We start from the raw sequence: 22,114 nt of genomic DNA, 5'->3' as shown, positions 1-22,114 counted from the left end.
AACATCCTTAATCAGGGAACAGTGCATTGAGTTGCGCGGGGATTTCAGGGCGCCCTTGAGGGTTTAGTGCCGTACCCACAACCTTCGCCTGCATAATTAATTTATCATCAGACGAACGATAAATATGCTGATGAAATGCAAAGCGCAACCGAGACTCTTTAACACACTCAACGGTGATGTAAAAATCATCCTGCGGCTTTAACGACCCTTTGTAATCCATTTCAGCGTTCGTGACCACTAAATGAATCTGCTGAGCGGTTAATTCAGCAAAATTAATTTTGTGTGCCAACAAAAATTCATGACGCGCATGCTCTAGATAATTCATGTAGACACTGTTGTTAACCACCCCTTGCAAATCACACTCATAGTCTCGCACCCGTAATGACATGGTAAACATCATGCTTCCTCACTGTTTGTTGAATCTTCTTCGGAACGCAAGGCCAATACTTGACTCAACCATTGCCCAATCGCGGTTAACTCGGCAACGCAAACCTGGTGGTGCATCGGATAGTCCTGCCAAGCTACGTTATAACCTTTGGCGATTAAATCATCACGAGCCTGAGCGCCCAATGCAAACGGGATAACCGGATCCTGTTGGCCATGGGCGATAAAAATCGGCATTTGGCGGTGCAAATAAAACTGCTCGACCAATGGACACCAGGTAGATAACGCCATCACCCCAGCTAAAGCATGGTCATAACTTAATCCGGCATGTAGAGCGATTAACCCACCTTGTGAAAAACCCGCCAAAACAATCCGTTGCTCTGCTATACCGCTATCGCGTTGTTGTGCAATTAATTTATAAACCTGGTGGCATGACACCCGTATTCCGGCCGAATCAACATCATTGACTAAATCCATTGAACGAATATCAAACCAGGACCGCATCGTCATGCCACCATTAATGGTTACCGGCTGAATGGGCGCATGCGGAAACACAAAACGCACGCCATGATCGTCGGGCAGGTTCAAGCTGGGCAACACCTCAGCAAAATCGTAACCATCGGCACCTAAGCCATGCAACCAAATGACGGAGGCATTGGCCGGTCGATTTGGTTCAATTATCACGGGGCTTGGGTTACTCATATCGCTATCCTATCTGTTTTAAAATAAGTCGGTTTTAAAGTCTGCTAAAATAGTGCCATTTTAACCCCTAGCGCGAGAGGCTGCACATGTCTTTAAAATCATTAGGCGTCACAGCAGGCCTGCTAATCACCGCAGTCTGGTTAACCGGTTGTGGTAAGAAGGGTCCATTAAGCCTGCCAGAAACTGCGACGCTAGCGTCAACGCTAAAGCCGACTCTAGTGCCGACACCAGCGCAACAGATCAGCATGGCGCCTCCCGCTTCCATCCAACCTTACCAGCCGAGAACCTAGCATGAGCGAGATGTTTCACTACCAAAACAACCAATTATTTGCTGAAGATATCGCTGTTAGCGAACTGGCTAGCACCTATGGCACGCCACTGTATGTCTATTCACGCTCCGAGCTTGAGAGCCGCTGGCTGGCATTCGACCAAGCCTTTGGCAACCAACCACATCTGGTTTGCTATGCGGTTAAAACCAACTCCAACTTAGCGGTATTGCAGGTATTGGCAAAACTCGGTTCCGGTTTTGATATTGTGTCGCAAGGTGAATTAGAGCGCGTATTGCGCGCCGGCGGTGAAGCAAACAAAGTGGTGTTTTCAGGGGTCGCTAAAAGAGAAGTCGAAATTGAACGCGCGCTGGCGGTTGGTATTCGCTGTTTTAATATTGAGTCCCATGCCGAATTGGCCCGGATTCAATCGGTTGCCGAGCGGATGGACAAAATCGCGCCGATTTCGATTCGGGTCAACCCGAATGTCGATGCCAAAACGCATCCGTATATTTCAACAGGGCTAAAGGAAAACAAATTTGGGGTGGATATTGTGACCGCGCCAGAACTTTACCAACAAGCCGCCGGTTTGCCAAACATCAAAGTGATTGGAATTGATTGTCATATCGGCTCCCAATTAACCGAAATTGCCCCGTTTGTTGATGCGCTGAAAAAAGTCTTAGAATTGAAAGCTGAGCTGGCGGCAATGGGTATTGCGATTCACCATTTGGATTTAGGCGGCGGTTTGGGGATTCGCTATACCGACCAAAACCCTCCGGCGATTGGTGATTATTTGGCGGCACTTTTAACCGAACTCAACGACCCTAGTATCGAAGTGATTATTGAACCCGGTCGAGCCATTGCTGGTAATGCGGGTATCTTGGTAACCGAAGTTGAATACCTCAAACCGACCGAACACAAAAATTTTGCGATTATTGACGCGGCGATGAATGACCTGATTCGCCCCGCTTTATATCAAGCCTATCAAGACATTATTCCCGTTAAACCAAGAGCGGCCGACAAGGCGCTCGAATGGGATATTGTGGGTCCCGTTTGCGAAACGGGTGATTTTTTAGGCAAGAATCGTCGGCTGAATCTTGCGGCGGGTGATTTATTAGCGGTGATGTCGGCCGGCGCCTATGGCTTTACCATGAGCTCGAATTACAATACCCGCCCGCGTGCGGCCGAGGTGATGGTGCAAAATAACCAGGCCTGGTTAGTCCGCCCACGCGAAACTTATGACGATTTAATGGGCAAAGAGCAATTGATTATTCATAAGAAATGAGATTATGATGACGAAAACAACAATGGTTGAGTCAACTATTCCTACCTTACAAATCCTGGTGATTCAAGCCGACCAACCATATCTCCACTTGGGCGATAACATTCGCCGAGGGGAGTTGGTTTGCTCCTTGACGCATTTTTACGATGCGATAACAAGAGTCCGACTGCTCCACCAATACACCAACCGGCTCATCGCCATCCAACCACGCCCAAAGTTGCCGACTTGGCTGTTCAAAGTCATACCACCAGGCCTGGTATTGCATCCGACTTAACGCAACATAATCCGCCAGATACTGCAAACGCTGAGGCTCAGCGGTTAATAGCAATTCACTAGCATTCAATAATGACCAACTCTGATGCAACCAAGTCCGATATAAGGACTCAACATCCGTCAAATAACGACAGTCCCCAATTGCTTCAGCGCTCGAAACCCCTAACCCAGCCGCCAAACGGTAGGCATCATCCAGAAGGGCAATCATCGCCTGACACTGCATGGGGCGACAAGGCAATTGTGCTAAGGTGCGATGTAAACGTGAACCAATCAAGGCCGGAAAACGCGCGGCTAAGGCGAGTGCCATTGAGTTGACCCGTGGCAATTGCACCAGGCCTGCTAAACGCTGGCTATCCAACAAACACGTATCAATTTGAGCCAAAATGGGCGGGGATACTTGACGCAACCTTAAACGACGTAGAAATTTTACCCCGTCCTGTTGCGCCGACACACCAAATAGACTCATCAGATCGGCACGCTTGCCGTGTAATAAAGCCACACGCTCTGCTTCACTGCCCGGCATCGCCACTAGCTTCCAAGCAAGTACAGGTGCTTGATCTAATAATTCTAACAGCTGTGGATAGCGAGCGGCATAATGCAGCAAACGCAACTGATGTGTATCAAACAAGGCCACACTTTCACGAATCCAATTCGGAATTGCCTGCAACCAATGTTGCAAACGACTGTGTTGCGACCAATCCAGCAACTGCAACTTCGGGGGATAATTGGGAATCGGCTGCTGGTCAGTTAGCATCTCATCCCAACTGGGTATGATGAGATCATGCCGACGAGGATCAAGCCGGCTATAGGGTAAAAGAATGCGACCGATATCATCTTCAATCAAATGTCGATTTAACCAAGTTCGCAGACGAGCATCCATTAGACATGCTCTTTACTAACAAAGGCATTAATAACCAAGCCTGCTAGGATTAAGCCAAAAATACCAGGCATATAACTCGCCGTTCCATTGACCACACGACCCCGTGCATTGGCAATCTCTTCCATAGGGCCAGGTTCTTTAGGTAGTTCGGTTGAAAACACCACTGGAACCCCCTTTTTGATACCCAGCTTACGTAAACGCTGACGCATGACTCGAGCCAGTCCACAGGTGTGTGTTTTACTAATATCGGTAACTCTAATCTGACTTGGATCAATGCGACGCCCAGCCCCCATGCTTGAAAAAACCCGTTTTTGCTGGCGAACCGCCTCTGCAACCAAGGCTACCTTACAATTTAGGCTGTCAATCGCATCAATGACCACGTCAAACTCAGCAACTAATGACGCCATCACCTCAGGGGCAAAAAATTCAGCGCGACAATCTACTTGGCAATTAGGATTAATTTGAGCAATACGTTCCGCCATAACCGACACCTTCAGTTGGCCAATTGTGTTATCCAACGCAACAATTTGACGATTCTTATTAGATAGTGAAACCCGATCATGATCCACTAAAGTCAAATGCTGTGCACCCGCTCTGGCTAGAGCCTCCGCAACAAAGCCACCAACACCTCCGACACCGGCCACTAAAATACGAGCATTAGATAAATCTAACAAAGTCTGTTCATCAAACACTAACAAACTACGTTCAAAAAGTGGGTCATTTAAATTCATCAATATTTCTCGTTACAAACTGTTTGGTTGTATTATAAATTTGTTGTGCAACAGCTTCATCACTTATTCCATAGGCATGGGCCAAATCCTTGATTAATGCAATCATACCTAAGACCGGGTCAATACAGAGATTCGATGATGACAAATTTGGGAAATCAGACTCAATCACCCAAGCTGTCAGTGGTAGCTGAGAGTAAAAAGCATGACGCTTATCGTGAGATGATTGCAGAATACGCGGATTTAAACCCAGCAAGAATCCTAATTGATAAAATCGTTTTGCTTCAACAGGCATAAGTGGCATGCTGTGAACAACCCCCTTTATATCAAAACCCCTAAGCGTGTTGTAAAGGTCATTAAAGGCTTTCACGCAATGCAAGGATACTGGCAGCCTGTGTAGTGAAGCTAATTGCAACTGAAAGTCCAAGCAGGTCTGCTGATCTAATTTATTATCTGCGTTTCGGTAATAATCTAAACCAATTTCACCAATACCCGCTATTTTTGTACCAGTATAACTGACGAACTCTGCCAAGCACTCAAGATCAGCCTGATACCCTTTTGAGATAAACCATGGATGAATACCAACAAACGAATGAATGGTTAGAGATGGATAGTTCGATTTGATATCAACATTGCTTCGTGATGATGCCAGATCAACAGAAACTGCAACAACATCAGTTAAAGAAGGTTTATAGGGATAATCCTGACTATCAAGATGGGCATGACTGTCGAACAGAAGCATAGAAGCATTGGGGCTTGGGTATAAAAAAACCGGCTTACGCCGGCTTTTGATCACTCTGCGCTTGCAGGAACAGGTGTTGCGTCCACTACTGGACGATCAACTAGCTCTACAATTGCCATTGGGGCATTATCGCCAGCACGGTAACCGCATTTTAAAATGCGAATGTATCCACCTGGACGGCCTTGGTAACGAACACCAAGATCAGTAAATAATTTACCAACAGCAGCTTTACTACCTAAACGCGCAAAGGCTAGACGACGATTATGTACGCTATCTTCTTTTGCTAAGGTAATTAAAGGTTCTGCAACACTACGCAATTCCTTTGCTTTCGCTACCGTTGTTTTGATCACTTCGTGCTCAATTAACGAGGCAGACATGTTCTTAAACATTGCCTTACGGTGCGAGCTATTGCGATTTAATTTACGACCACTCTTACGATGACGCATAATAGCTTCCTTCTAAAATTACGCTGACTCTTTACCCACCAAACTTGATGGTGGCCAATTGTCTAATTTAGTACCCAAACCTAAGCCACGCTGTGCAAGGACATCTTTGATCTCCTGCAATGACTTTTTACCTAGGTTAGGTGTTTTTAATAAATGCCCTTCAGTACGCTGCACCAAATCACCAATGTAGTAAATTTGTTCTGCTTTTAAACAGTTGGCTGAACGAACTGTAAGTTCAAGGTCGTCAACAGGCTGTAAGAAGATAGGATCGTAATCATTTTCTTCTTCCTGCGGAGCTTCCACTTCTTGATGCTTAAGGTCAACAAACGCATTCAGCTGGTAGTGTAATACCGTTGCAGCCTGCTTAATAGCATCCTCTGGATCTAGTGTACCGTTAGTAACAACATCTAAAATCAGCTTGTCTAGGTCAGTACGTTGCTCAACACGTGCATTTTCAACCGAATAACTTACTGTATGAACAGGACTGAAACTTGCATCAAGACGAAGGAAACCTACCGTACCAGCCGCCTGCTCATTTTGAGTAGCTGCCGTATAGCCAATACCCTTTTCAACTTTTAAGGTCATTACTAATTTAGCGCCCTCACCAAGGTGGGCAATAACCAAATCGGGATTACAAATCTCAGTATCATGATCTGTTGCAATATCTTTTGCACGAACCACCGAAGGTCCAGTTACTGATAAAGACATTTCACTAGACTGACGTGCATTCAACTTTACTGAGACCTCTTTTAAGTTCAGTAAAATTTCTAAAACGTCTTCACGAACACCCTCAATAGTAGAATATTCATGCAGCACACCATCAATTTGTACCTCAGTAATTGCAGCGCCGGGCATAGACGATAACAAAATACGCCTTAGTGCATTGCCTAGCGTATGACCAAAACCACGTTCCAGTGGCTCTAATGTCACACGACTATGCGTTGAACTGATTCTTTTGATGTCAACAAGACGTGGGGTTAACAATTGTTCTAACATCTCTTGCATCAGGAGTTATCTCCAAAATTTTCTATTACTTAGAATAAAGCTCTACAATCAGGTTTTCTGAAATATCAGAAGAGAGATCGCTGCGATCTGGTACGGATTTAAACGTACCTTGAAAAGCTTTTGCATCAACTTCTAGCCATGATGCTTGACCCATTTTTGCAGACAACTCAAGTGCTTGAGCAATACGTGTTTGGTTACGCGATTTTTCTCGAACAGCAACCACATCACCAGCAGACACTTCAAATGAAGGAATGTTAACTGTTTGGCCGTTCACTTGAATTGCCTTATGAGATACAAGTTGACGTGCTTCAGCACGAGTTGCTGCAAAACCCATACGGTATACAACGTTGTCCAAACGACTCTCAAGAATCTGCAACAGGTTCACACCTGTAGACCCTTTCCGACGATCAGCTTCCTTGTAATAAAGACGGAATTTCTTTTCAAGGACACCGTAAATACGACGAACTTTTTGTTTCTCACGCAACTGGGTACCATATTCAGTTACACGGGCACGACGCGCACCATGCTGCCCAGGAGCCTGATCAATTTTACATTTTGAATCAATGCTACGAGCACCACTTTTTAAGAACAAATCTGTTCCTTCGCGACGCGCTAATTTACACTTTGGACCAATATATCTTGCCATGAAATTATTCCTTAAACACGACGTTTCTTAGATGGACGACAACCATTATGAGGAATCGGCGTCACATCAGAAATCGATGTAATTTTAAATCCAGCACTATTTAAACCACGAACCGCTGAATCACGACCTGGACCTGGGCCCTTAACCATGACATCCATGTTTTTAACGCCGTACTCATGCGCCATTTGACCGGCACGTTCTGCAGCAACCTGTGCCGCAAAAGGAGTACTTTTACGAGAACCACGGAATCCACTGCCACCGGCTGTTGCCCAGCAAAGAGCATTACCTTGACGGTCAGTGATCGTTACAATAGTATTGTTGAAAGAAGCGTGAACATGCGCAACGGCATCATTGACGACCTGCTTAACTTTCTTTTTTGCACGTGTATTTGCTTTTGCCATAATTAATCTCAGCTATGCTTATCTTTTAATAGGTTTTTTTGGACCCTTACGAGTACGCGCATTTGTTTTTGTGCGCTGACCACGTAGTGGCAGGCTGCGACGATGGCGAATACCACGGTAACAACCCATATCCATTAAACGCTTAATGTTCATTGAGACCTGACGACGTAAATCGCCCTCGATCTTATACTTCGCGATTTCAACACGCAATGATTCCAATTGATCTTCCGACATATCTCTGATTTTTGTCGTAGGATCAATTTTTGCAGACACACAAAGTGCTTGCGCAGTTGTCTGGCCAATGCCATAAATTGATCTTAAACCGATAACAATATGCTTGTTTAACGGTAAATTTACGCCGGCAATACGTGCCATATTGACGCTCCCTAAAATTCTGTTTTACGAAAACGGGCGATTATACACGTTTTCGCGTTTAAAAACTAGTCAATAAATAAATACTATTTATCGTCCTTTTAAATTGGCCTTTTTCATCATGCTTTCATATTGACCGGACATTAACTGAGATTGTATCTGCGTCATGAAATCCATGACGACAATAACTATAATCAACAGGGACGTTCCTCCGAAGTAGAAAGGAACATTCCAATAGAGTATTAGAAACTCAGGTAATAAACACACTGCGGTTATATACACGGCGCCAGCAAGGGTTAATCGACCCATAATCGAATCAATATATCTTGCTGTTTGAGGTCCGGGTCTAATACCTGGCAAAAAAGCACCAGACTTTCTTAAATTATCAGCTGTGTCTTTTGGGTTAAAGACAATGGCTGTATAAAAGAAACAGAAAAACATAATAGCAAGCGCATAAAGAATAACGTACAACGGCTGCCCTGGAGCAAGTGTTGTTGCAATATCCTTAAGCCAACTCATATTGTCAGATGATCCAAACCACCCGCCTAGTGATGCCGGGAATAAAATAATACTCGAGGCAAAAATAGGTGGTATTACACCTGCCATGTTGAGTTTAAGAGGTAGATGACCCTCTTGCCCACCATACAACTTACGACCACGCATGCGCTGAGCATATTGCACAGGAATTCTACGTTGGCCGCGTTCTACAAAAACTACAAATGCGGTAACTCCTGCAACCAATAACAACAAAATTATTACTGTTATCGCATGCAATGCACCTGTATGTACTTGTTCAAGTGTGCCACCAAGCGCTGAAGGCAATCCAGCAACAATACCGGCAAAGATAATCAATGAAATACCATTACCAATACCACGCTCCGTTATTTGTTCGCCAAGCCACATCAAAAAGATTGTTCCACTTACCAGAGTTATTACAGCAGTTACCATAAATAACGGACCAGGGTTTACAACAACAGGCATGCCATTAATATTTTGCGCTTGCAACGCAATCGAAACGCCAATCGCCTGGAAGGTAGCAAGTACCACAGTTCCGTAACGAGTATACTGTGTAATTTTCCGACGCCCAGCTTCACCCTCTTTCTTGAGTTGTTCAAGTGTTGGCGAAACAGCGGTAAGAAGCTGCATGATAATTGCCGCAGAAATATAGGGCATAATACCAAGCGCAAGAATGGACAGACGCTCGAGTGCGCCACCTGAGAACATGTTGAACATGTCCAGGATAGTGCCTCTTTGCTGCTCAAACATTGCGGCTAATGCAATTGGATCAATAGATGGAACAGGTATATGAGTACCCAATCGAAAAACGATTAGGGCACCCAAAACAAATAATAAACGAGCCTTTAAATCACCCCAACCTTGTGAAGAACTTCCAGATTGAGCTATTGCAGGACTATTCATAAATTATGCTTCAACACTTCCACCAGCAGCAATAATAGCTTGCTTAGCTGATTCTGTTACTTTAATACCGTTTAATTTAACAGCACGTGTAATTTCGCCAGAATTTACCACTTTAACAAAGCGGATTTTCTCTGCAATTAAGTCAGCGGCTTTTAGCACAGCCAAGTCAATTTCAGTTGCATCAAGACGATTAAGAGCATCTAGGCGAATTTCTGCAGTGATTCTTGCCTTCATAGACGTGAATCCCACTTTAGGCAATCGGCGTTGAATTGGCATTTGACCACCTTCAAAACCAACCTTATGAAATCCCCCTGAGCGTGACTTTTGGCCCTTATGACCACGGCCACCCATCTTACCAAGTCCAGAACCTTGACCACGACCGACACGTTTACGTGGACGCTTGGTTCCTTCAGAAGGCGCTAATGTATTTAAAAACATCTTAGGCTTCCTCTACTTTTAATAAATAAGAAACTTTATTGATCATGCCACGATTTTCAGGTGTATCAATAACTGAAACTGTATGATGCAATCTACGCAAACCCAGCCCCTTAACACAGGCAATATGGTTTGGTAAACGACCAATAGTACTTTTAACTAAAGTAACATTAAGTTTTTTCTGTGCTGCCATTTTAACCACCTACAATCTCGTTAACTGACTTGCCACGTTTAGCAGCAATGAAATCAGGTGAATGCATGGACGTAAGGGCATTAACAGTTGCGCGAACAACGTTTACTGGACGAGTTGTACCAATACATTTTGCCAATACATTCTTAACGCCTGCAGCCTCAAGCACCGAACGCATACTACCACCGGCAATAACACCAGTACCTTCTGAGGCAGGCAACATAACAATCTTAGCCGCACCTTGTTCAAAACTAATAGGATACTCAAGGGTGCCGTTAGTTAGGTGAACATTACGCATATTACGGCGAGCCTGTTCCATTGCCTTTTTAATTGCAACTGGCACTTCACTTGCTTTACCACTTCCAAAACCAATGCGACCTTCACCGTCACCTACAACTGTAAGTGCAGAGAAAGAAAACACACGACCACCCTTAACCACCTTAGCAACACGACGAACTGAAACTAATTTTTCGATTAAGCCGTCTTGACCATCTTGCAATTCTTGTGAAGACATAATCAACCCTTATCTTAAAACTCTAAACCATTAGCACGTGCAGCATCTGCTAAGACTTGCACACGACCATGGTATTTGAAACCGGAACGATCAAAGGCTACTTTGGTCACACCAGCTGCTTTTGCTTTTTCAGCAATCGATTTTCCAACGATTTCAGCAGCGGTCTTATTACCGGAATATTTAACTGTACTTTTAACTTCTGCCTGAACGGTTGAGCTAGAAGCTATAACAGTGGCGCCATCAGCCGCAATCAACTGAACATAAATATGGCGTGGTGTACGATTTACACATAAACGAGGCATATTCAATTCACTAATCTTAGCACGGGTCTTCTTTGCACGACGAAGTCTTGCTTGTTTACTATCCATGATTAACCAACCTTATTTCTTCTTAGCTTCTTTACGCAAAATACGTTCATCAGCATACTTAACACCCTTGCCCTTATATGGCTCTGGTGGACGATAGCCACGTATTTGCGCCGCAACCTGACCAACAACCTGCTTATCCGCGCCACGGACAACAATTTCAGTTTGACTTGGCGTTTCAGCAGTAATACCTTCAGGCAGTTGATGGCTGACAGGATGTGAGAAGCCCAGTGTTAGATTAATAACATTTCCTTGCACCTGTGCACGGTAACCAACACCAACAAGCTGTAAGCGTTTTTCAAAACCTTGCGTGACACCAGTAATCATGTTGTTAACTAATGAACGGGCAGTACCAGCCTGCGCCCAGCCATCAATCGCATTTCCCTTAGGCGAAAAGGTCAAAATACCATTTTCATTGGTGATGCTCACTGACTTGTTTAAAGGTCCTGTTACAAAGCCCTTAGCTCCTTTAACTGAGACCATTTTATCTTCAACTTTTATTTCGACACCTGCAGGCAGAGTGATTGGAGCTTTTGCTACTCTAGACATAACTACTCTCCTTAAGCCACAAAGCAGATGATCTCACCACCAACACCCGCTTCGCGAGCCTGACGATCAGACATAATGCCTTTTGAAGTTGAAACAACAGCCACACCTAAACCACCAATAACTTTTGGTAACTCGTCTTTGTTCTTGTAGACTCGAAGACCAGGACGACTTACACGTTTAAGTAATTCAATAACAGGCTGACCCTGATAATATTTAAGGTCTAAGGAAAGCGTAGCTTTACCATTTAGATCCTTAACATCAAACTTTTCAATATAACCTTCATCAGCTAACAATTTAGCAACTGATGCTTTCAATTTTGAAGACGGCATACTGACATTCTTGTGACCTGCCATTTGGCCGTTTCTGATACGCGTTAACATATCGGCAATTGGATCTGACATACTCATAAATAAATCCTACCAGCTAGCTTTTCTTAAACCAGGTACGTCGCCCTGCATTGCATATAGACGAAGCATGTTACGTGATAAACCAAACTTCTTATAAACCGCATGCGGTCTACCAGTTAGCTTACAACGACGTTGCTGCCTTACCGGAGAAGCATTGCGCGGAAGGCGCGCTAACTTATCCATTGCTTCCATACGCTCCTCGTAAGAGAGAGTCATGTCCACAGATTTAGCTTTTAACTCACTACGCTTCTCGGCATATTTAGCAACAGTCTTTGCACGTTTTTCTTCACGCATTTTCATTGAAGTCTTTGCCATTTCAATTCCTTTTATTTCTTAAATGGGAAATTAAAAGCTTCTAGCAAAGCTTTAGCTTCAGCATCAGTTTGCGCAGTTGTAGCGATATTAATATCCAAACCACGCATCATATCAACCTTTTCAAATTCAATTTCAGGGAAAATAATCTGCTCTTTAATGCCCATAGTATAGTTACCACGACCATCAAATGACTTGGCGCTAACACCACGGAAATCACGAACACGCGGTAAAGAAATATTGATCAATCGATCAAGAAACTCATACATTCTTTCGCCACGCAAAGTTACCTTACAACCAATCGGCCAACCTTGACGAACCTTAAATGCAGCAACAGACTTACGCGCTAAAGTTTTTACCGGCTTCTGGCCCGCAATGGCTTCCATATCAGCTAAAGCATTATCTAAAATCTTTTTATCAGCTAATGCAGCACCAACACCCATGTTCAAAGTAATCTTTGAAATCTTTGGCGCTTGCATCACTGACTTATAACCAAATTGCTCTACTAACTTAGGAACAACTTGTTCTTTATAAACTTGTTTTAATCTTGCCATTTCACCAATCCAATTAAGCGTCAACCGCTTTATTTGTTGACTTGAAATATCGAATTTTCACATCATTCTCAACACGAAAACCTACACGATCAGCCTTTTGTGTTTCAGGGTTGACCAAAGCAACATTTGAAACGTGAATAGGCATTTCCTTAGTTACGATACCACCTTGAGCACCCGTCATTGGATTAGCCTTGGTATGCTTCTTTACAAGATTAATACCATCAACTAAAACTTTTTCAGCAGAGACAATTCTTGAAACTGTGCCCTTTTTACCCTTATCTTTACCTGTGATGACAACAACTTCATCACCTTTTTTCAAACGATTCATTCTTTTCCCCTTACAACACTTCTGGCGCCAAAGAAACAATTTTCATAAACTTCTCTGTACGCAGTTCGCGTGTCACTGGTCCAAAAATACGTGTTCCAATGGGCTCCTGCTTGCTATTAAGAATAACAGCAGCGTTATCATCAAAACGAATTAAAGAACCATCTTGACGACGAACGCCTTTTGCAGTTCTAACAACAACGGCGTTGTAAACATCGCCCTTCTTAACTTTTCCACGGGGTGCAGCTTCTTTAATTGAAACCTTAATAACATCCCCAACACTTGCATAACGGCGCTTAGAGCCGCCCAACACTTTGATACATTGCACACGCTTTGCACCACTGTTGTCTGCAACTTCTAAAATAGTTTGCATTTGAATCATAGCGGCACTCCAAATTTGCTATAAATCAGCCAAATAATTAATGATAACACAAAAACCGCTGCGTAACTAGTTCCATTTGGCTTAGTTACATCAGCGGTGAAAAAACAAAAATCAGTTTTTAGATTTTAGCTTTTTCGTTAACTTCTACAAGTGTCCATGACTTACGCTTAGACAAAGGGCGACATTCTTGAATCGTCACCTTATCACCCACTTGACACTGATTACCAGCATCATGCGCCATGATCTTAGTAGACTTCTTAACGTATTTCTTATACTTAGCGTGCTTTTCATAGCGCTCAGTTAACACCACGATGGAACTATCCATTGAATTGCTAACAACAACACCTGCACGAGTTCTAGCTTTTACATTTTCAGTGCTCATATTATACACTCACTTTTTCACGAATGATGGTTTTTACACGAGCAATTGAACGTCTTACCGACTTAAGCTGAGCCGTGCTTGCTAATTGACCTGTTGCTTGCTGCATTCTTAGGTTAAATTGCTCCTTCAATAATGCATGCAATTCGGTATTTAAATCTTCAGCACTTTTTTCTCTTAGTTCATTACTAGTCATCTTACATCACCGTTCTAATTACAAACTGTGTTTTGAAAGGTAGCTTAGCAGCAGCTAAACTAAACGCTTCACGCGCTAGGCTTTCATTCACACCTTGAACTTCATAAAGGACACGACCTGGTTGGATTTGTGCAACCCAGTATTCAACGCTACCCTTACCCTTACCCATACGAACCTCGAGAGGCTTGCTAGTAATTGGCTTGTCTGGGAACACACGAATCCAAATCTTACCGCCACGCTTAATATGACGTGTCATTGCTCTACGGGCAGATTCAATTTGACGTGAAGTTAAACGACCGCGCTCTACAGCTTTCAGGCCAAACTCACCAAAACTGACCTTACTACCAGCTAGAGCCAAACCACGGTTACGTCCCTTTTGAACTTTTCTAAATTTAGTACGCTTAGGCATTAACATGGTCTAAATCCTTTTATTTACGGCCTTTCTTGGCTTTAGGTTGTTTTTGATTGTCATTAGCAGCTAAAGACATTTTGCCAAGTTTTTCACCGTGGAAAATCCAAACCTTAACACCTAATTTACCGTAAGTTGTATCCGCTTCAAATGTTGAATAGTCGATATCAGCACGGAAAGTATGTAATGGTACGCGACCTTCACGATACCACTCGGTACGGGCGATTTCGGCACCATTTAAACGGCCTGCAACAGCGACCTTAATGCCTTGGGCACCAAGACGCATAGCATTACCAACAGCGCGCTTCATGGCACGGCGAAACTGAATACGCTTCTCAAGTTGCTGAGCAATGCTTTCAGCAACAAGCTTTGCATCCAACTCAGGCTTTTTAACTTCTTCAATATTGATATTTACTGGCATGCCTGTTTTCTTAACGAGATCAGCCTTTAACTTCTCAATATCTTCGCCCTTCTTACCAATAACAATACCTGGACGCGCAGTATGAACGGTTACACGAATCCCATTCGCTACGCGCTCAATATGAATTTTGCTAACTGATGCATTTTTTAGCTTTTCGTTAAGTTCCTTTCGAATCTCAATATCACTCACTAAAAAATCAGAATAATTTTTGCTATCCGCATACCAACGAGCATTCCAATCTTTCGTAATGCCAAGGCGGATACCAACGGGATGTACTTTTTGACCCATAATGGCTCTCCTTATTTTTCGCCAACTGTAACAGTGATATGACTCATTCGCTTCACGATCCGGTTACCACGACCCTTAGCACGAGCACGCATACGCTTCATCAATGGACCCTCGTCCACGAACACAGCCGTTACTTTTAACTCATCAACATCGGCGCCATTATTATTCTCTGCATTAGCAATAGCAGAGTTCAATATTTTTTTCATCAAATCAGCAGCCTTCTTGTCGCTAAACGCAAGAATACTAACGGCTGACTCTACACTCTTACCACGAATAAGATCTGCTACTAAACGAGCTTTCTGTGGAGAAATACGAGCGAATTTATGTGTTGCACTAACTTGCATCTTTTCTCTCCCCTATCGCTTAGCTTTCTTATCAGCAGCATGGCCACGGTAGGTACGAGTCATTGAAAACTCACCTAGTTTATGACCAACCATGTTTTCTGAAACGAAAACTGGGATGTGCTCTTTGCCATTATGAACGGCAATGGTTAATCCAATCATATCCGGCAAAATCATTGAACGTCTTGACCAGGTTTTAATTGGACGTTTACTACCAGATTCTTGCGCCTCAATCACTTTTTTTGCTAAGTGATGATCTACAAAAGGTCCTTTTTTAACTGAACGTGGCATTATGTCCTTCCTTATTTACTATTGCGACGACGTACAATCATATTGTCTGTACGTTTGTTGCTACGAGTTTTCTTGCCCTTAGTTGGAACACCCCATGGTGTAACAGGATGACGACCACCAGAAGTACGGCCTTCACCACCACCGTGCGGATGGTCAACAGGGTTCATAGCCACACCACGAACGGTAGGACGAACGCCACGCCATCTTTTTGCACCAGCTTTTCCAAGCTTACGCAAATTATGCTCTGTATTTCCAACTTCACCAATAGTCGCCCTGCAATCAATATGAATCTTGCGCATCTCACCAGAACGAAGCTTAACTAATACATAGGCGCCTTCCTTACCAGCAATTTGGACAGATGCACCAGCACTACGAGCAATTTGAGCACCTTTTCCAGGACGCATCTCCAACGCATGAACTACAGTACCGACTGGAATATTACGCAGTGGCAAAGTATTACCTACCTTAATACTTACACCTGAACCGGATTCAACGCTATCACCTGCTTTTAGGTTGCGCGGTGCGAGTATATAAGCACGCTCACCATCGGCATATCTAATTAAAGCGATGTTTGCAGTACGGTTCGGGTCATATTCTAAACGCTCAACAACTGCTGGAATGCCATCTTTAGAACGCTTAAAATCAACTAAGCGATAATGACGCTTGTGACCGCCACCAACATGACGCACAGTAATACGTCCGTTGTTGTTACGGCCACCTTTTTTACTTTTCTTCTCTAGTAACGGAGCATATGGATCACCCTTGTGAAGACCAGGCTCAACGATACTTACTACGAAACGACGTCCAGGAGAAGTAGGTTTTGATTTCTTAATAATCGCCATAAATTACTCCTTATTCACCCGCTACAAAGTCGATTTCTTGACCAGCGGTCAACTTAACAATGGCTTTACGAACACCATTGCGTGTACCTGGACGACCTTTAAACATTTTGCGTTTGCCCTTCACGTTCAACACGTTGACACACTCAACCTGAACTTTGAAAAGACTTTCTACAGCTTGCTTAACTTCGACCTTAGTGGCGTCAGGTGCTACCTTGAAAACGTATTGTGACTTGCTATCTGCCATCAAAGCGCTTTTTTCAGACACATGCGGCGCTAGCAAAACTTTTAATAGACGCTCTTTACTCATGCGTACTTCTCCTCTAACTGCTTGATAGCACCCTGAGTCATAACGACGTTTTTAAATCCAACTAAACTTAATGGATCAATAGACGCAACGTCACATACATCAGCCTGATACAAGTTTCGTGATGACAAATATAGATATTCATCAAACGCTTCGGTAACAACTAATGCATCACTCACACCCAACATTGCCAACTTGGCTTTGAATTCACGTGTTTTTGGTGCTTCAACTTTAAAGTCATCTACAACAATTAAACGACCGTTACGGCTCAGTTCAGACAAAATTGATTTCATCGCACCACGATACATTTTCTTATTTACTTTCTGACTAAAGTCTCTGTTTTGACCAGGAAATGCACGACCACCACCGACCCACAGTGGGCTACGGATAGTACCTGCACGCGCACGGCCTGTACCCTTTTGACGCCATGGTTTAATTCCACCACCACGAACTTCAGAGCGTGTTTTTTGTTTCTTAGTCCCTGAACGGGCACCCGCCATATAGGCTACGACAACTTGGTGAACCAATGTTTCATTGAAGTCAACGCCAAATACAGCATCTGACACTCCAACTGAACCTTTTTGGTTTCCTGTCGCTAACTCAATCATTTTTAATTCCATAGCGCCCACCTTACTTAATTGCTTTGCGCACGATAACTGTTCCGCCCTTGGCTCCAGGAACAGCACCCTTGATTAAAAGCAGATTATTTTCAACATCTACTTTTACCAGGTCTAAATTAAGGGTAGTTTGACGCACGTCACCTAAATGACCAGCCATTTTCTTGCCTTTAAAAACACGCCCAGGGGTTTGGTTTTGACCAATAGAACCTAATACACGATGAGACAATGAGTTACCATGCGTCGCATCCTGAGTTCTAAAGTTGTGACGCTTTACGCCACCTTGGAAGCCTTTACCTTTTGTTTTACCAATAACATCCACAACCGGGGTTTCTGCGAATTGTGCAACAGTAACTTCAGAACCTAGCTCAAAAGAACTTAGCTCTTCGCCTGTTACACGAAATTCCCACAAACCATCACCAGCCTCAACGCCTGCCTTGGCAAAATGTCCCGCAACAGGCTTGTTAACGCGACCAGCGTGTTTTGTTCCAGCAGTTACCTGCACAGCACAATAGCCATCTGTTTCCAGCGTCTTAAGTTGCGTTACACGATTAGGCGCAACCTCTACAACTGTTACTGGCACTGAAACACCCTCTTCATTGAAGATGCGTGTCATGCCAATCTTTTTTCCAACGACACCAATACTCATCAAAATTACCTCTTATTATTGCAATCCACCATTACGATTGATGGCTTCTATCGCTAATTAACGCAATTCCAACTGCACATCAACACCAGCAGCTAGGTCTAGCTTCATGAGTGCATCAACGGTTTTGTCAGTTGGATCAACGATATCTAGCATTCTTTTATGAGTACGAAGCTCATATTGATCACGCGCATCTTTATTTACATGTGGTGAAACCAGCACAGTAAAACGCTCTTTGCGTGTTGGCATTGGAATTGGGCCCTTAACTTGAGCACCAGTACGCTTAGCCGTCTCTGTAATCTCTTTAGCGGATTGATCAATTAGACGATGATCAAATGCTTTTAAGCGAATACGAATATTTTGAGTTGCCATAACCACTTCTCGCTTTATAGAAAAAATAAAAGCAGCAGGCTAAGCCTACTGCTAATAAGGTTGCGGATTATAAACTTAAATTCTTAAATAATCAACACTGATTACTTCAAAATCTTAGAAACAACACCCGCACCAACCGTACGACCACCTTCACGAATCGCGAAGCGTAAACCTTCGTCCATCGCAATTGGGTTGATCAAGGTGATTGTCATCTGGATGTTATCTCCTGGCATAACCATTTCAACACCTGATGGTAATTCACACGCACCGGTTACGTCCGTAGTACGGAAGTAAAACTGGGGACGGTAGCCATTGAAGAATGGCGTATGACGACCACCTTCTTCTTTCGACAATACATACACTTCTGATTCAAACTGAGTATGTGGATTAATCTTGCCAACATGACTCAACACTTGACCACGCTCAACGTCTTCACGCTTAGTACCACGTAGTAGTACACCCACGTTATCGCCCGCTTCACCTTGATCTAGTAACTTACGGAACATTTCAACACCGGTTACAGTAGTGCTTACGGTATCACGGATACCTACGATCTCAACCGTTTCGCCTACTTTAACAACACCTGTCTCAATACGACCGGTTACAACCGTACCACGACCCTGAATCGAGAATACGTCTTCTACTGGCATCAAAAACGGCTTATCCGTATCACGCTCTGGTGTTGGAATGTAGGTATCTAACGCTTCGATCAAACGACCGATTGCTGGCTCACCAATCTCAGACTGGTCACCTTCAATAGCCTTCAAGGCCGAACCTTTAATGACCGGCGTATCATCACCTGGGAAGTCATAGTCTGACAACAACTCACGTACTTCCATTTCAACCAATTCTAGCAACTCTTCATCATCAACCATGTCCGCCTTGTTTAGGAACACAACGATGTAAGGTACACCCACCTGACGTGATAACAAAATGTGCTCACGGGTTTGTGGCATGGGGCCATCAGCAGCCGAACATACAAGAATGGCACCGTCCATCTGCGCCGCACCCGTGATCATGTTTTTAACATAGTCAGCATGCCCTGGGCAGTCAACGTGCGCATAGTGGCGCGACTCGGACTCATACTCAACGTGTGCTGTTGAAATGGTAATACCACGTGCTTTTTCTTCCGGTGCATTGTCAATCTGGTCGTAACCTTTGACATCACCACCAAACTTCTTACCCTGCACAATGGTCAATGCCGCTGTTAATGTCGTTTTACCATGGTCAACGTGACCAATCGTTCCTACGTTAACGTGCGGCTTTGTACGTTCAAACTTTGCTTTTGCCATTTAAAAATCCTTCTATATTAAATGATTAAGAACCTTTTTTCGCTTTCGCGATAATTTCTTCCTGGATTGAAGCAGGTGCTTCTGCATATTTCGCGAAAGTCATAGCATAACTTGCACGACCCTGAGATAAAGAACGAACATTCGTTGCATAACCAAACATTTCCGATAACGGAACTTCAGCTTTTAGCTCTTTACCAGTTGGTGTATCTTCCATGCCCTGAATCATACCGCGACGACGGTTAAGGTCACCCATAACATCGCCCATGTATTCCTCAGGTGTAATAACTTCAACAGCCATTATTGGCTCAAGAATGACCGGACGTGCTTTTTCAACGCCGTTTTTCACACCCATAGATGCTGCGATCTTGAATGCCATTTCGTTTGAGTCAACATCATGATAAGAACCATCGAAAACGGTTACCTTTACATCCACAACTGGGTAACCTGCGATTACACCGTTTTCCAGCTGTTCTTTAGCGCCTTTCTCAACAGCAGGAATGTATTCACGAGGAACAACACCGCCAACAATTGCATTTTCAAAAGTGAAGCCCGCGCCTGGCTCTTGAGGCTCAATACGAAGCACCACGTGACCATACTGACCACGACCACCAGACTGACGAACAAACTTACCATCAGCCTCAACTGACTGACGAATTGTTTCACGATAAGAAACTTGCGGAGCACCCACATTCGCTTCAACGTTAAACTCACGTTTCATACGATCTACGATAATATCCAGATGAAGCTCACCCATACCAGAGATAATCGTTTGACCCGTTTCTTCATCAGTACGAACACGGAATGATGGATCTTCTGAAGCCAGTTTTTGCAAAGCAATACCCATTTTTTCTTGGTCGGCTTTGGTCTTAGGCTCAACAGCAATCGAGATAACAGGCTCTGGAAACTCCATACGCTCAAGCGTAATGATATTGGCAAGATCACAAATAGTGTCACCTGTAGTAACATCCTTAAGACCGACAACACAGCCAATATCACCAGCACGCAATTCTTTAATTTCTTCACGCGTGTTAGCATGCATTTGAATTAATCGGCCCGCACGCTCTTTCTTACTCTTGACTGGGTTATAAACCGCTTCGCCTGAATTTAGCACGCCCGAATAAACACGAACGAACGTCAAAGTTCCCACATATGGATCTGTCATCATTTTAAATGCAAGTGCTGCAAATGGTGCATCATCTGAGGATTCACGCGTTGCTTTATCACCGCTTTCAAGCTCACCCTCGATAGCCGGAACATCTAGCGGCGAAGGGAAGTATTCAATAACAGCATCTAGCAGCGCCTGAACACCCATGTTCTTAAAGCTCGAACCACAGAACATTGGAATGACTTCATTATTAATACAACGTGCACGAATACCTTGCTTAATCTGTTCTTCAGTCAACTCACCAGATTCAAGGTAGGCATCCATGAGCTCTTCGCTTGCTTCAGCGGCAGACTCTACCATTTGCTCACGATAAGATTCACAGTCCGCTACCATATCAGCAGGAATGTCTTGATATTCAAAATTCAGACCCTGAGTTTCTTTATCCCAGATAACGGCCTTCATTTTGATCAGATCAACAACACCATTAAAAGTATCTTCAGCACCAATAGGTAATTGCATAACAACTGGTGTAGCGCCTAAACGAGTTTTAATCTGCTCAACAACTCGTAGGAAGTTCGCACCTGCACGATCCATTTTGTTGACATAGCCCATACGCGGCACGCCATATTTATCAGCTTGACGCCATACTGTTTCAGACTGCGGCTGAACACCACCAACAGAACAGAATGTGGTTACTGCACCGTCTAATACGCGCAGTGAACGCTCTACTTCAATTGTGAAGTCAACGTGTCCAGGCGTATCGATAACGTTAATGCGATGCTCTTGGAACTGTTTCGCCATACCGGCCCACATACAAGTGGTCGCAGCCGATGTGATAGTAATACCACGCTCTTGCTCTTGCGCCATCCAATCCATGGTCGCACCACCATCGTGCACTTCGCCAATCTTATGTGATTTACCGGTATAAAAAAGAATACGCTCGGTAGTTGTTGTCTTACCTGCGTCAATGTGAGCCATGATACCAATGTTACGATAACGCTCTAAAGGGGTTTGACGTGCCACTTTATTAAC

36 protein-coding genes are annotated in these 22,114 nt (G+C 43.8%); 2 read left to right on the top strand and 34 right to left on the bottom strand.

What is annotated here, in order from left to right:
- Window positions 1-7: 7 nt before the first annotated feature.
- Both THICY_RS00805 and THICY_RS00800 read right to left on the bottom strand, forming a co-directional pair.
- On the bottom strand, window positions 8-400 hold the full coding sequence (locus tag THICY_RS00805; protein WP_041435241.1) for an acyl-CoA thioesterase: 393 nt from the start codon (window positions 398-400) through the stop codon (window positions 8-10).
- Window positions 397-1,086, bottom strand: a complete 690-nt coding sequence (locus THICY_RS00800; protein WP_013834713.1) for an alpha/beta hydrolase — start codon at window positions 1,084-1,086, stop codon at window positions 397-399. The genes THICY_RS00805 and THICY_RS00800 overlap by 4 nt, the downstream gene beginning before the upstream one ends.
- 86 nt (window positions 1,087-1,172) lie before the next feature.
- Here THICY_RS00800 and lptM point away from each other — a divergent pair, with 86 nt between their 5' ends.
- Both lptM and lysA read left to right on the top strand, forming a co-directional pair.
- Window positions 1,173-1,376, top strand: a complete 204-nt coding sequence (gene lptM / locus THICY_RS00795) for an LPS translocon maturation chaperone LptM (protein WP_013834712.1) — start codon at window positions 1,173-1,175, stop codon at window positions 1,374-1,376.
- A 1-nt stretch (window position 1,377) separates the two neighbouring features.
- Window positions 1,378-2,637 carry a diaminopimelate decarboxylase gene (lysA, locus tag THICY_RS00790; protein WP_013834711.1) on the top strand — a complete coding sequence of 420 codons (1,260 nt, stop codon included), beginning with the start codon at window positions 1,378-1,380 and terminating at the stop codon, window positions 2,635-2,637.
- A 46-nt stretch (window positions 2,638-2,683) separates the two neighbouring features.
- Here lysA and THICY_RS00785 read toward each other — a convergent pair whose 3' ends face one another.
- From THICY_RS00785 to fusA, 32 genes are all read right to left on the bottom strand, one after another.
- On the bottom strand, window positions 2,684-3,787 hold the full coding sequence (locus THICY_RS00785) for a hypothetical protein (protein WP_013834710.1): 1,104 nt from the start codon (window positions 3,785-3,787) through the stop codon (window positions 2,684-2,686).
- Window positions 3,787-4,518 (bottom strand): tRNA threonylcarbamoyladenosine dehydratase, encoded by a 732-nt coding sequence (locus THICY_RS00780; protein WP_013834709.1) that lies wholly within the window; start codon window positions 4,516-4,518, stop codon window positions 3,787-3,789. Before THICY_RS00780 ends, THICY_RS00785 begins: the two co-directional genes overlap by 1 nt.
- Window positions 4,505-5,257, bottom strand: coding sequence for a TatD family hydrolase (locus tag THICY_RS00775; protein WP_013834708.1), 753 nt, complete (start codon window positions 5,255-5,257; stop codon window positions 4,505-4,507). Before THICY_RS00775 ends, THICY_RS00780 begins: the two co-directional genes overlap by 14 nt.
- A 50-nt stretch (window positions 5,258-5,307) precedes the next feature.
- On the bottom strand, window positions 5,308-5,703 hold the full coding sequence (gene rplQ / locus THICY_RS00770; protein ID WP_013834707.1) for a 50S ribosomal protein L17: 396 nt from the start codon (window positions 5,701-5,703) through the stop codon (window positions 5,308-5,310).
- Between the two features lie 18 nt (window positions 5,704-5,721).
- A complete protein-coding gene (locus tag THICY_RS00765) occupies window positions 5,722-6,708 on the bottom strand; it encodes a DNA-directed RNA polymerase subunit alpha (protein ID WP_013834706.1) in 987 nt (328 codons plus the stop codon).
- A gap of 25 nt (window positions 6,709-6,733) precedes the next feature.
- A complete protein-coding gene (gene rpsD, locus THICY_RS00760) occupies window positions 6,734-7,354 on the bottom strand; it encodes a 30S ribosomal protein S4 (RefSeq protein ID WP_013834705.1) in 621 nt (206 codons plus the stop codon).
- Between the two features lie 11 nt (window positions 7,355-7,365).
- Window positions 7,366-7,755 carry a 30S ribosomal protein S11 gene (gene rpsK / locus THICY_RS00755; RefSeq protein ID WP_006459589.1) on the bottom strand — a complete coding sequence of 130 codons (390 nt, stop codon included), beginning with the start codon at window positions 7,753-7,755 and terminating at the stop codon, window positions 7,366-7,368.
- A gap of 18 nt (window positions 7,756-7,773) precedes the next feature.
- A complete protein-coding gene (gene rpsM, locus THICY_RS00750; RefSeq protein ID WP_013834704.1) occupies window positions 7,774-8,130 on the bottom strand; it encodes a 30S ribosomal protein S13 in 357 nt (118 codons plus the stop codon).
- Between the two features lie 87 nt (window positions 8,131-8,217).
- A complete protein-coding gene (gene secY, locus THICY_RS00745; RefSeq protein ID WP_013834703.1) occupies window positions 8,218-9,546 on the bottom strand; it encodes a preprotein translocase subunit SecY in 1,329 nt (442 codons plus the stop codon).
- Window positions 9,547-9,549: 3 nt separating this feature from the next.
- Window positions 9,550-9,984 (bottom strand): 50S ribosomal protein L15, encoded by a 435-nt coding sequence (gene rplO, locus THICY_RS00740; protein WP_013834702.1) that lies wholly within the window; start codon window positions 9,982-9,984, stop codon window positions 9,550-9,552.
- A gap of 1 nt (window position 9,985) precedes the next feature.
- Entirely contained in the window at window positions 9,986-10,174 is a 189-nt protein-coding gene (gene rpmD / locus THICY_RS00735; RefSeq protein WP_013834701.1) for a 50S ribosomal protein L30, read from the bottom strand.
- 1 nt (window position 10,175) lies between these two features.
- On the bottom strand, window positions 10,176-10,685 hold the full coding sequence (gene rpsE, locus THICY_RS00730; protein ID WP_013834700.1) for a 30S ribosomal protein S5: 510 nt from the start codon (window positions 10,683-10,685) through the stop codon (window positions 10,176-10,178).
- A gap of 14 nt (window positions 10,686-10,699) precedes the next feature.
- Window positions 10,700-11,053 carry a 50S ribosomal protein L18 gene (gene rplR / locus THICY_RS00725; protein ID WP_013834699.1) on the bottom strand — a complete coding sequence of 118 codons (354 nt, stop codon included), beginning with the start codon at window positions 11,051-11,053 and terminating at the stop codon, window positions 10,700-10,702.
- Window positions 11,054-11,065: 12 nt separating this feature from the next.
- Window positions 11,066-11,599, bottom strand: a complete 534-nt coding sequence (gene rplF / locus THICY_RS00720; RefSeq protein WP_013834698.1) for a 50S ribosomal protein L6 — start codon at window positions 11,597-11,599, stop codon at window positions 11,066-11,068.
- 11 nt (window positions 11,600-11,610) lie between these two features.
- Complete coding sequence (gene rpsH / locus THICY_RS00715) at window positions 11,611-12,006, bottom strand: 30S ribosomal protein S8 (RefSeq protein ID WP_013834697.1); 396 nt, start codon at window positions 12,004-12,006, stop codon at window positions 11,611-11,613.
- A 9-nt stretch (window positions 12,007-12,015) separates the two neighbouring features.
- Window positions 12,016-12,321: a 30S ribosomal protein S14 gene (gene rpsN / locus THICY_RS00710; protein ID WP_013834696.1), complete on the bottom strand. Its 306-nt coding sequence runs from the start codon at window positions 12,319-12,321 to the stop codon at window positions 12,016-12,018.
- An 11-nt stretch (window positions 12,322-12,332) separates the two neighbouring features.
- On the bottom strand, window positions 12,333-12,872 hold the full coding sequence (gene rplE, locus THICY_RS00705) for a 50S ribosomal protein L5 (RefSeq protein ID WP_013834695.1): 540 nt from the start codon (window positions 12,870-12,872) through the stop codon (window positions 12,333-12,335).
- Window positions 12,873-12,885: 13 nt separating this feature from the next.
- Entirely contained in the window at window positions 12,886-13,200 is a 315-nt protein-coding gene (gene rplX / locus THICY_RS00700) for a 50S ribosomal protein L24 (protein ID WP_013834694.1), read from the bottom strand.
- A 10-nt stretch (window positions 13,201-13,210) separates the two neighbouring features.
- Entirely contained in the window at window positions 13,211-13,579 is a 369-nt protein-coding gene (rplN, locus tag THICY_RS00695) for a 50S ribosomal protein L14 (protein ID WP_013834693.1), read from the bottom strand.
- Window positions 13,580-13,697: 118 nt separating this feature from the next.
- Entirely contained in the window at window positions 13,698-13,961 is a 264-nt protein-coding gene (gene rpsQ / locus THICY_RS00690; protein WP_013834692.1) for a 30S ribosomal protein S17, read from the bottom strand.
- A 1-nt stretch (window position 13,962) separates the two neighbouring features.
- Window positions 13,963-14,154 carry a 50S ribosomal protein L29 gene (gene rpmC / locus THICY_RS00685; RefSeq protein ID WP_013834691.1) on the bottom strand — a complete coding sequence of 64 codons (192 nt, stop codon included), beginning with the start codon at window positions 14,152-14,154 and terminating at the stop codon, window positions 13,963-13,965.
- A 1-nt stretch (window position 14,155) separates the two neighbouring features.
- The gene (gene rplP, locus THICY_RS00680; RefSeq protein ID WP_006459604.1) at window positions 14,156-14,569 is read right to left on the bottom strand and encodes a 50S ribosomal protein L16; all 414 of its coding nucleotides are present in this window, start codon (window positions 14,567-14,569) and stop codon (window positions 14,156-14,158) included.
- 13 nt (window positions 14,570-14,582) lie between these two features.
- Window positions 14,583-15,272, bottom strand: coding sequence for a 30S ribosomal protein S3 (gene rpsC, locus THICY_RS00675; RefSeq protein ID WP_013834690.1), 690 nt, complete (start codon window positions 15,270-15,272; stop codon window positions 14,583-14,585).
- An 11-nt stretch (window positions 15,273-15,283) separates the two neighbouring features.
- Window positions 15,284-15,616 carry a 50S ribosomal protein L22 gene (gene rplV, locus THICY_RS00670; protein ID WP_013834689.1) on the bottom strand — a complete coding sequence of 111 codons (333 nt, stop codon included), beginning with the start codon at window positions 15,614-15,616 and terminating at the stop codon, window positions 15,284-15,286.
- 12 nt (window positions 15,617-15,628) lie between these two features.
- Complete coding sequence (gene rpsS, locus THICY_RS00665) at window positions 15,629-15,904, bottom strand: 30S ribosomal protein S19 (protein ID WP_013834688.1); 276 nt, start codon at window positions 15,902-15,904, stop codon at window positions 15,629-15,631.
- A gap of 11 nt (window positions 15,905-15,915) precedes the next feature.
- A complete protein-coding gene (rplB, locus tag THICY_RS00660; protein WP_013834687.1) occupies window positions 15,916-16,746 on the bottom strand; it encodes a 50S ribosomal protein L2 in 831 nt (276 codons plus the stop codon).
- Between the two features lie 10 nt (window positions 16,747-16,756).
- Window positions 16,757-17,053 carry a 50S ribosomal protein L23 gene (rplW, locus tag THICY_RS00655; RefSeq protein ID WP_013834686.1) on the bottom strand — a complete coding sequence of 99 codons (297 nt, stop codon included), beginning with the start codon at window positions 17,051-17,053 and terminating at the stop codon, window positions 16,757-16,759.
- Window positions 17,050-17,670: a 50S ribosomal protein L4 gene (gene rplD, locus THICY_RS00650; protein ID WP_013834685.1), complete on the bottom strand. Its 621-nt coding sequence runs from the start codon at window positions 17,668-17,670 to the stop codon at window positions 17,050-17,052. Before rplD ends, rplW begins: the two co-directional genes overlap by 4 nt.
- 10 nt (window positions 17,671-17,680) lie before the next feature.
- Window positions 17,681-18,316, bottom strand: a complete 636-nt coding sequence (rplC, locus tag THICY_RS00645) for a 50S ribosomal protein L3 (protein ID WP_013834684.1) — start codon at window positions 18,314-18,316, stop codon at window positions 17,681-17,683.
- Window positions 18,317-18,373: 57 nt separating this feature from the next.
- Window positions 18,374-18,685: a 30S ribosomal protein S10 gene (gene rpsJ / locus THICY_RS00640; protein WP_006459612.1), complete on the bottom strand. Its 312-nt coding sequence runs from the start codon at window positions 18,683-18,685 to the stop codon at window positions 18,374-18,376.
- Window positions 18,686-18,786: 101 nt separating this feature from the next.
- The gene (tuf, locus tag THICY_RS00635) at window positions 18,787-19,977 is read right to left on the bottom strand and encodes an elongation factor Tu (RefSeq protein ID WP_013834672.1); all 1,191 of its coding nucleotides are present in this window, start codon (window positions 19,975-19,977) and stop codon (window positions 18,787-18,789) included.
- Between the two features lie 25 nt (window positions 19,978-20,002).
- Window positions 20,003-22,105, bottom strand: a complete 2,103-nt coding sequence (fusA, locus tag THICY_RS00630; protein ID WP_013834683.1) for an elongation factor G — start codon at window positions 22,103-22,105, stop codon at window positions 20,003-20,005.
- Between the last annotated feature and the right edge of the window lie 9 nt (window positions 22,106-22,114).

The organism is Thiomicrospira cyclica ALM1 (assembly GCF_000214825.1).
Classification (GTDB): domain Bacteria; phylum Pseudomonadota; class Gammaproteobacteria; order Thiomicrospirales; family Thiomicrospiraceae; genus Thiomicrospira; species Thiomicrospira cyclica.
The sequence above is the reverse complement of the archived record's forward strand: the minus strand, read 5'-3'. Positions and strand labels throughout refer to the sequence as shown.